Here is a 9,294-nt window from a genome sequence, read left to right on the forward strand (position 1 = left end):
TTGTTTTATTAATATTGATACACTACCTTATCCTATCCTTTCGTCTTATCAACTAGAGCCCTTTACCTGATATGACCGCTGTACCTTTGATTACTATTTGATCTCAATACTGCTTACCAAATACTTATAAAGAGAGCTTTTTATGATTACCTTACGCCAACTCGAATTTGCCTTAGCCGTTGCTAAACATCGTCATTTCAAACGCGCGGCTGAGGACTGCAATATTTCCCAATCAGCGCTAAGTTTGGGAATTGCGGAGCTTGAAAAACAGCTTGATACGCAAATATTTGAGCGCAATAATAAGCAAGTGCTGATCACGCCTATCGGACAAGATATCTTGACCCGAGCGCAGCGCATATTCTCTGAGGTCAATGATTTGACCACGCGCGCGCAAAGTCATCAAACACCCCTTGCCTACCCTATGACTGTCGGTATCATTCCGACGATTGCGCCCTATCTGTTGCCAAAGGTATTGCCAGCGCTGCGCGCGCAGTACCCAGAGTTTCGTATGACCATTATCGAGCAGCAAACAGAGCGCTTGCTTGAACAAGTGCGCTACGGTCATATCGATACCGCTATTATCGCGCTACCTTACGCTGTAGAGGGTTTACATAGTTTTGAGTTTTGGGCGGAGGACTTTTTTGCAGTATTTCCAAAGGATGACGTACATGCCAAGCTCGATACTATTAACTCAGATGAGCTGGCGACTGCCAACCTCATGCTACTAGGCGAGGGGCATTGCTTGACGGATCAGACGCTGTCGGTCTGTCATTTTGATCGCGCAGAAATGAAATCGAGCTTTTCTGATGCCAGCTTAAACACTTTGATTCAAATGGCGCTTGCTAATATGGGCACGACCTTAGTCCCTGAGATGGCGCTAGATCAATTGCATTTGCAAAATCAAAACGCCGTCGCCGTGCCACTAGCGGAACAAGGTCCCCATCGCAAAATCGCCTTTGTCACGCGCTTAAATTATGCGCGCGTAGATGATGTCAACCTGCTCGGTCAAGTGTTTGGGCAGGCCTTTAAAGACGACGCCAAGCAGCAATAGTATGAACACGCACAAAAATACAAACCTAAGCAAGCGTTTCGCCGCGCACCTAGCTATGAGCGGGTGCACGACGCCAGATACTGCCTTGATACTCTGGCACGATATCGCCACACATTATAGCGAGCCTGCTCGCGCTTATCATACCTTAGAGCACTTAGCGCAACTGTTTGACCAGTTTGATAAGATTCAGAGCCAGCTGACCCAACCAGATATCGTAGCGCTGGCTATATATTATCACGACATAATATACGATCCTAAGCGCGCTGGTAATGAGAGTAAAAGCGCAAAATTTGCGCAAGAAAAATTAAGCCCTTATCTTGATATTGCGCAGTGCGCGCGTATTTATGCGCTGATCATGATGACCGCTGATCATAAGATTGCAGGCACAGAGAACCGCCTTGATGCCGCTTACATGCTGGATATGGATTTGAGTATTTTGGGTGCACCGTGGGTAGAGTACGAGCACTATACGCAGGCCGTCCGCAAAGAATACGCGCATGTCACGCAGGAGCAATACCGCATAGGACGAACCAAAGTATTAGAGGGTTTACTGACGCATCCTAAGCTCTATCTCACCGAGCACTATCATCAGCTAGAGTCTCAGGCGCGCGAGAATATCAGCCGCGAGATTACTTTACTTGCAGATTAAGAAACAACTCATTGCCTTGACGTGCAGGATGTGAGTTGATGCTGGTTTCCATAACGTTAATATTAAAATAAGGCGCGAAACGCTGCTGATACTCCGCTTTGCTACCGCCGTATGGAATATCGTCACCGCCAAACTCTTTGTCAAATAACAAACCTACTAGTTTGCCTTTTGGTTTAAGTAGAGCTGCCATTTGCTGCACGTATTCATCGCGGCGCGCGCGCGTAATCGCACAAAAAAACGTCTGCTCAAGTATCCAGTCAAACTGATACTCCTCTGGCGATAATTCAAAAAAGTCCGCACGTATTAAATGCTGCGCTGGAAAGTCAGGATAGCGCTTGGCAAAGTCCTCAATAGGTGCTGGCGCAAAGTCGACCAGAACGACGTTAGTAAATCCTTGCTCATGCATATAACCCACTTCATAAGCATTGCCCGCCCCTGGCACCAAGATACGCTGATCTTTGGCAGACTCTGGCAACTGATCGATATAGGCTTTGAGTGGTGGCGATATTTGTCCCATATCCCACTGTATACTGCCTGTCTCGTAGCGCTGCTGCCAAAACTTAGCTTGGTTGACCTTGTCCATAACGTATCCTGTTGTCCATTTTTAAAAACAATAATCTGCTACGACCTATCATATCAGGCTTATAATAGGTTTTTATATTATTTACACCTGTATTTTAATTTTAGCCCGTTTTTTATTTAAACGATTACTAATCAATCTAGTCGTCCTGACTTACCCGCCAGCATATCATGCCATCTTTTGTACTCAGGCATCGCCTCTCTTACCGTTTGCCAAAATGCCTCGCTATGATTGGCATGATGTAAATGACACAGCTCATGGACGATGACATATTCGGTGCATTCGATAGCGTAGGCGGGCAAGTAAACAGACAGCCATACTCTTCGCACGCGGGTGTTACAGCTGCCCCAGCGCGTGTGCATTTTTTTGAATCTCACCTCTTTAGCATTGGCACCGACGATAGGTTGCCACTTATCGAGCAGTGCAGGCGTGACTTCTGTAAGCTGTTGGCGATAGAGAGCGATTTTTTCATCATCAGTTAAAACAAGCGCTTGCGGCTCGCCCCACAATAGCACAGGACTATTATCCATATCGTTAGCTGAAAACGCTTGTTTACGTTGATGCTGCGCTAGGATTTGTGCATGATTATCAATCGCCCAAGGCACGCGCTTATCAATTGCCTGCGCGGCTTGCTCATAGCCCACAAACAGCGGTATAGACACCTTAAGCTGATACGGCTTTAGACGAAAGTTAATATTTTTAACACGCTTTTGTGTGATATCTAAGGCAATACCTGCTGCTGCCAACTGGTTGAGCACATTCTCTAATAAAGGCGTGCGGTGTTTAGGCGATGAGTGATTTTTTTTCATCAACTATGACAACGCTTGCAAGTGATTGTCAAAAGACATCAAATGCTGCTGACCATCTACCACGATACACGCTTTGCTAGACTGATTGTCTGCCTTTGCTTCGCTATTAGTGACGTGCAAAGCGCTAAGATAACCATGCCCATCACTGACGATAAAGCCTGATTTTTCGAAGTTTGTTGCTACACCCGCGCAATCTGGCAGGCGCACAGTATCAACGAGGCTATGCGTTTTTAAATCAAAGATAGCCGCGCAGCCACCCATTGGCGTGGCGACGCATACCTGATCGTGCTCGCTATCGACAGCGACGCTAGCGATATATTGATGAAACCTCTGCCACTGATTATCAGGCATAACCAAAGGAGTAAACTGGGTATCGCCGCGTTTATGAATCAGTACCAGTGGTACATTGATATGACGCTCACCTTGAAACTGAATCCCGATAGCGACCGTACCGTTATCGTGAATGGCAAGATGGCGCACGCTCATCTGATTGTGCTCAGGGGTGATTTGCTCCAGTAGTTTGCCGTCACGTAAGTTTAGATATACCAAAGAGGGGCGCATAGTATCGAGATTTAGCTCCTCGCGCGATGCCTGCTCGGTTTTGATACCGCCATTAGCGATGATCAATGTCTCGCCGTCTGGATACATAATCAGCTCGTGTGGGCCGATACCGTAGGAGTCAAATTCTGCTATTTTTTGATAGTTGCGAGCATTATAAACGCCGATCTTACCGCTCAAAGTTATCGTATCGTTTTGGGTCACGTAGAGCCGATTACCATCTAAACTGTAACAAGCATGACCATAAAAGTGACGATCAGCCGATGCCTTGATGGCGCGCTTAACTCGTCCTGTAGCGGCGTCTAATACCCAAAATCTCTCACTTGGTCGCCGCCCCATAACGACAACATCGCGGCTTTGCTTATCGGTTGCTGTCCTACTGTTAGAGATGGGCTGGACGACGATATCGTGTACACGTTCAGGCATCAACGTTTGCCAGACAAGCTGCCGATCAGCATCGATACCGACGACGCCAAAATCGTTACCACTATTGTCTTCGCTATCATCATGCGCTGACATGTTCTTTGGTATAGCGGCTACCCCACTTACCCAGCACACTGGACGCGCAAGCCTAGTTGTCGTATATAATGCCGCTAACTCCTGATCCGCTTTATCTTTATTAGCATTTGTCTCATCAGGGTTTGAGTATGCTCGTTTTGCTGCATCAAAAGCACATCGCAAACGTATGAGCGGTTTGGCTGGTGTTGAGGTTTTTGCTGGTGAGGATAAAACAGAGAATGCGTTTAGCCGCGCCTGAGCACCCCTTATATAATCTTGTAATCTTGCCTCAGGCTGACGTTGCTTACGATACTGATGATGCATAGCTACAAAAATAGAGGTGCCAAGCGCTGTTAGCGCGGATGTCTTGATAAGCTCGTAACTCAATTGCTGGTTTGAGGGAGTGGTAGATAGATTTTTATTCGTATTAGCAGAGCTTATTTTAGTTTTATTATTCATAATTAGCTCCCCATTTAACGCTATGGATAGTCATGTCTTAGTCGCCATCATTACTATTAAAGCCCACGCGTATACCTAAGGCGGGAATAAGCTGACGTTTTATAAGCCGCGTAACTGTCGTTAATTGATCAAACAAGGCTTGCTGCTCAGACTTGTCTGCGTCGGCGATATCTTCTGGCATTTGCGCAAGTAGGGTCGTGGTATCACTAAGCGCGGTGGAGAGATTATCACTGACTAGGCTCTCATTATTGTGCCCAAGTATAGCGATCAAAGCAGGATCGGTCAGCGTTTGGTTTAGCGCAGCTACCTTTGCGGTTATGATAGCGCGGCTTTGCTCAGCTGTTGCTGCTGGTAGATGACCTTTTGTAGACCCTGTGATTCCTAATGGCTGATCAATAGCATTGGTTTTTGTGATCTCAACAAGCGCTAGTAGCGAGTTAAACCACTGGTTGAGTCCCTGATCACTAGTTGGGGCTTTGTCGATAGCCATCAGGGTGGCTGCGTTCTTGCGCCAGTTGCTTTCGATAGCTTTGAGGCGCGTGCTCAAAGCACTACTGGCACTAATGACATACGCGCACTGCGCAGCATCTAAGCTGTCGTTGACATATAGCGCCTCCTCAAGTCCGGGTACGCCTTGAACAATAGCACTTTCGTTAGCCAGTTGCTCAGCAGTTAGGTTTGGGTTGGCAGCGATAAGATCTGCCACGCCGCTATGCACCAGTCCGCGCTCATCAGGATAGTAGTTTATATATAAGTTACTCATGCTATCAGTCGCAGGGCCAAAGTTAATCATCTCAGCTGCCGCCCAAGCCTGTGCAAGTTGTAACCACTGATCTCGTAATTCTTGTAGCTTAGCGCCGCTAACTGGCGCTTGCTGGCAGTTTTGCTGAGCAAGCTTATACAATTGCTCGCTTTGCTTGGCAGCATCTGCATAAGCTGGAATCACTATATCATCAGCGACATGAGTCAGATAAGTACTGGCTGTCTCAGCGCTAATATCTACAGTAGCGACCCGCTCACCATTACTTTGCGCCGCAGCCGATTGGGTCGGCTCTTGAGTGACCTTTTGGCTATCTACCTCGCTAGCAGTATCGTCAGCAGGTTTGACGCAACTGATGAGTAGCCCTGCACTTAGAGCGGATAACGCTAGCACTAAACCATGATTTATTTTCATAAAGTTCTCGGTAATTTATAATTCTATAGCAGATTTCGATTATTTTTATAATGATTTTAAAAACGCATTAAGCTCAGCGCGACCTTGCTTATCTAGTTTAAGTACGTTTTGCTTTTGCGCCTCAGCCTCGCCGCCATGCCACAGTACCGCTTCCATTAGCGTTCGCGCGCGTCCATCATGCAAAAACGTTGCTTGCGAATCGACAGTTTGCGCAAGACCGATACCCCAAAGCGCTGGGGTGCGCCATTCGTAAGAATTGGCTAAAAACTCAACTTGTATGTCTTTTGCTGGAAGCTTGCCTGCAATAGTACGATCCGCCAAGTCATCACCCATGTCATGCAATAGTAAATCAGTATAAGGATAGATGACTTGCCCGTGCTGCTCAAGACGGTCATCGTCGGTTTTTGGCAACACATATCTTGGGGTATGGCAGCTTTGACAGCCTATCTCATAAAAACGCTGTTTGCCTGCGAGCACCAGCTCGCTATCTGCATCACGGCGATGTGGAACCGCTAGATTACGCGTATAAAACTCCACAAACTTAGTAATCTCGTCACTGACCTCTACCGCAGGCTTGCCATCGCCTTGCGTATCGCTTCCCGTTGCAGCATTTAAGCAAGCGGCTTGAGTCGGCATGCAAGACTCATGAGGACGGATGTTTGAGGTCAAGCCCATATCTTCATTAAAGGCGCTTTGGTTTTGAGTCACCAGTCTGGTTTGACCCGCCTTCCAGCCAAAACGTCCTAGTGCGACTTTGCCTGTTTGTGGATCCATAGCCAGATTGAACTTACCAGAGATACCGTCTTTGCTACTATTGGCTTGGTTTTTGATGTCGGTGCCTGGTATCTGCTCAAGCAGTCCTAGCCCTATCATCGGTAGCGCGACTCGCGGCGACACCATCAATGCCTCATCAAAAGCGCCGTAGCCGGGATGAGTTAAGTTAAAGGTAGGCGCGCGCAGCGTCTCCACGTGACCATCAGCAAAAGTAACCGGTTTATCTGTCCACGTAACACGGATACGCGCCTCAGCAGGTACGCCTTGGACGCCGCGGTCTTGCAACTGGCCACCATAATTTGGATGTACGACCTTTTCGATAAGGGAGTCTTGTAGTTGCTGTTTTTGCTCAGCAGTTTGTGCCGGCATAGCCAAACGAATCAATAGACTATCGGCATCGTCATCACTTGTCATCGGAGCATGCCCGCGCCCGTCTTTTATATGACAAGACTGACAAGCGGCTACGTTAAATAAAGCACCTAGACCGTCGCGGCTATCGGTACTAGCAGGAGCGGCAACCCAAGGCTGCATAAAAAAAGCATTACCAATAAAAAAGTCACCCTTACGTGAGGCAGTTAGATTCGATGAGGGTTTTGAGTAACTCTCACGGCTGCTAATAGTGATACCGGTGTCGCCGCCTTGCTTGATCTCTTGTGGATCAAAAGCGGCCAGCTGCTGCATAGGAACACCTGCTAGTGACTCTATAGTCTGTACGCGCTCAGAAGACAAGGCCTCGCTATCGCTTATAGTAGGCTGGCAGGCGCTTATACCCAAAGCTGCCGTAATAGTGATTACTCGCTTATTAATACTGCAAATCTTATCAGTACTCATAAAATCCTTAACTTAACACAAAAAAAACACGTTATCAGTCAACGCTGATAACGTGTTATTGTACTCCAATCGCTCGTTTGTGAAAACAATTCTCATTCACTTTTAACGACTTAGTAGCCACTGCTAGTAAGCTTTGACTTACATTCCATCGTCCGCCGCTAGATTGTCAATACCGACTGATTTTGCAGCATTCTCTAAGCTATCCGTTAGCGCTTGCAAACTTGTAATACCATTCTCAACCCAACTGCGGCGCTTGTTTTGCTCCTCAGCAGTGATTCCCTGTTTGCTGACTTGTCCAGCAGTAGCAATCATCTGATCGACCTTTATCCCTTCGTTTTCAGCTTTGTCATTAATGACGTCAAAGGCCGCTTTTACTCGAGTAAAGTCAGAGTCTAGTTGATCTGCGGCGTCTTTATGCCCAGTGTCAACGAGGTATTGTTTAAGACCGTAACCGCCGATAGTTTTATCATTGATAGTCTGATAATTACCGTTAAATAAGTTTTGAATACCACGCGCGTTATTAGCATAGCTAATGTGAGTTAAGTCACTAAAACAGTCGTGCTCATCTTCGGTAGAGCCTGTGACAAAAGCCACTTGCATGCGCTGCGAGGCCAGCTCGCCTAGGGCTAGGCTACCCATTTGATACATGATTTGGCGCAGGGCATTATCATCTCGGCGGGCTAGCATATCACTACGTAGTGTGTTTTCGCTTTTGGGCTGCCACTGGGCTTCCATTAAGGCTAGATCATCAACCAATAACTGGGTCGCTGCTTTTAGATACTCGCCGCGGCGCTCACATATGCTGACATCGTCGTTTACTATATCACCGCTGGTGCATTGACCCTCTGCCGTAACATAGTCACTAACAGGACGCTTGCCTGCACCTTCGCCTACGCCGTTGGTATCTTGACCCCATAGTAGGAACTCTATGGCGTGATAGCCTGTAGTGACATTGGCTTCACTCCCGCCAATCTCAGCCATATCGACTAAAAGCTCAGGGGTAATCTCGCTAGTGTCTTGCTTGACACTACCGACGGTAATGCGCTTACTATTGATAATGTTATCGCTACTATTGTACTCGCCTTCGTAGCTATCACTAACATAATCTATAAGTGCCTCATCAAGCGGCCAGGCATTGACTTGACCCTCCCAGCTATCGATACTACCGATCTTGCGCTTATCGTCATTGCTGACAAAACCCTCATCGAATCGAAACACCTCTGTTTGCGAATAAGGCTTGCGCGCCGCCTTGTACGCCGCTTTAGCTGCAGCAAGATTGGCTTCATTTGGCGCATCAACGTAAATGTCAACGGCAGCTTGGAGCACTTTTGCGCTCTCAAGCGAATCCTTGTAGGCAGCATGCGCCATATTGCTATAACTAATTAGCAATCTATCTAAACTTGCATGCTGAGCACCATCACTTGCTGTGTTTGCGGTATCTGTAGTTGCAGCAGTCTCATTTTGCTCAGTCGCCACAGCATTCTCTTCGGTCTGTTTGGTGCAAGCAGATATCATCAGCATAGAAGATAGCGCAACTGCCAAACTCGCTGGCAAAAAGCGACGACGTTTTAGCGTAGTGATGGTCATAAATAGCCTTAATCAATGGTGTAAAAGTTTAATCTAGCTAATGAGAATTGGAGGAGTAAATCTCTAGCTACTGCGATAATACTTAATTTTGCAAATTATAATGTTATTGAGAACTATTATCAAATAAAAATTAATGTTATTTTATTTGGCAATAAAAGGACAACAATCTTAGCGCTTAATCTTTAACGATTTTTATCTATAAATATTGCTAAACCTTGAATTATAAACACAAAAAAGCCAGCATGACTGAACTGACCCCCTAAACTTGGACGGTTTAAGTTTATAACAAGGACTGAGTTCTGTACTGTACAGGGCTTAGTCCTT

General features: G+C 46.6%; 8 protein-coding genes. 2 read left to right on the forward strand and 6 right to left on the reverse strand.

All coding sequences use genetic code 11. The features are described from left to right. Positions 1-142 precede the first annotated feature (142 nt). Both ACTXGE_RS12360 and ACTXGE_RS12365 read left to right on the forward strand, forming a co-directional pair. Positions 143-1,051: a hydrogen peroxide-inducible genes activator gene (locus ACTXGE_RS12360; protein ID WP_435949603.1), complete on the forward strand. Its 909-nt coding sequence runs from the start codon at positions 143-145 to the stop codon at positions 1,049-1,051. A 1-nt stretch (position 1,052) separates the two neighbouring features. Then, positions 1,053-1,700, forward strand: a complete 648-nt coding sequence (locus tag ACTXGE_RS12365) for an HD domain-containing protein (protein WP_443543675.1) — start codon at positions 1,053-1,055, stop codon at positions 1,698-1,700. Here ACTXGE_RS12365 and ACTXGE_RS12370 read toward each other — a convergent pair. The 6 genes from ACTXGE_RS12370 to ACTXGE_RS12395 form a co-directional block, all read right to left on the reverse strand. Further along, positions 1,681-2,283, reverse strand: a complete 603-nt coding sequence (locus ACTXGE_RS12370; protein WP_435949606.1) for a methyltransferase domain-containing protein — start codon at positions 2,281-2,283, stop codon at positions 1,681-1,683. The two genes, ACTXGE_RS12365 and ACTXGE_RS12370, sit on opposite strands and share 20 nt — an antisense overlap. Before the next feature lie 131 nt (positions 2,284-2,414). Next, positions 2,415-3,089 carry a M48 family metallopeptidase gene (locus tag ACTXGE_RS12375; protein ID WP_443543676.1) on the reverse strand — a complete coding sequence of 225 codons (675 nt, stop codon included), beginning with the start codon at positions 3,087-3,089 and terminating at the stop codon, positions 2,415-2,417. A 3-nt stretch (positions 3,090-3,092) separates the two neighbouring features. Beyond that, positions 3,093-4,604 (reverse strand): DUF1513 domain-containing protein, encoded by a 1,512-nt coding sequence (locus ACTXGE_RS12380; protein WP_443543678.1) that lies wholly within the window; start codon positions 4,602-4,604, stop codon positions 3,093-3,095. A gap of 37 nt (positions 4,605-4,641) precedes the next feature. Continuing rightward, a complete protein-coding gene (locus ACTXGE_RS12385) occupies positions 4,642-5,778 on the reverse strand; it encodes an imelysin family protein (RefSeq protein ID WP_443543679.1) in 1,137 nt (378 codons plus the stop codon). A gap of 45 nt (positions 5,779-5,823) precedes the next feature. Continuing rightward, on the reverse strand, positions 5,824-7,383 hold the full coding sequence (locus ACTXGE_RS12390) for a di-heme oxidoreductase family protein (protein WP_435949612.1): 1,560 nt from the start codon (positions 7,381-7,383) through the stop codon (positions 5,824-5,826). A gap of 138 nt (positions 7,384-7,521) precedes the next feature. After that, positions 7,522-8,970, reverse strand: coding sequence for an imelysin family protein (locus ACTXGE_RS12395; protein ID WP_443543681.1), 1,449 nt, complete (start codon positions 8,968-8,970; stop codon positions 7,522-7,524). Positions 8,971-9,294: the final 324 nt, after the last annotated feature.

It is taken from the genome of Psychrobacter sp. T6-4, from assembly GCF_052258425.1.
Lineage (GTDB): Bacteria > Pseudomonadota > Gammaproteobacteria > Pseudomonadales > Moraxellaceae > Psychrobacter.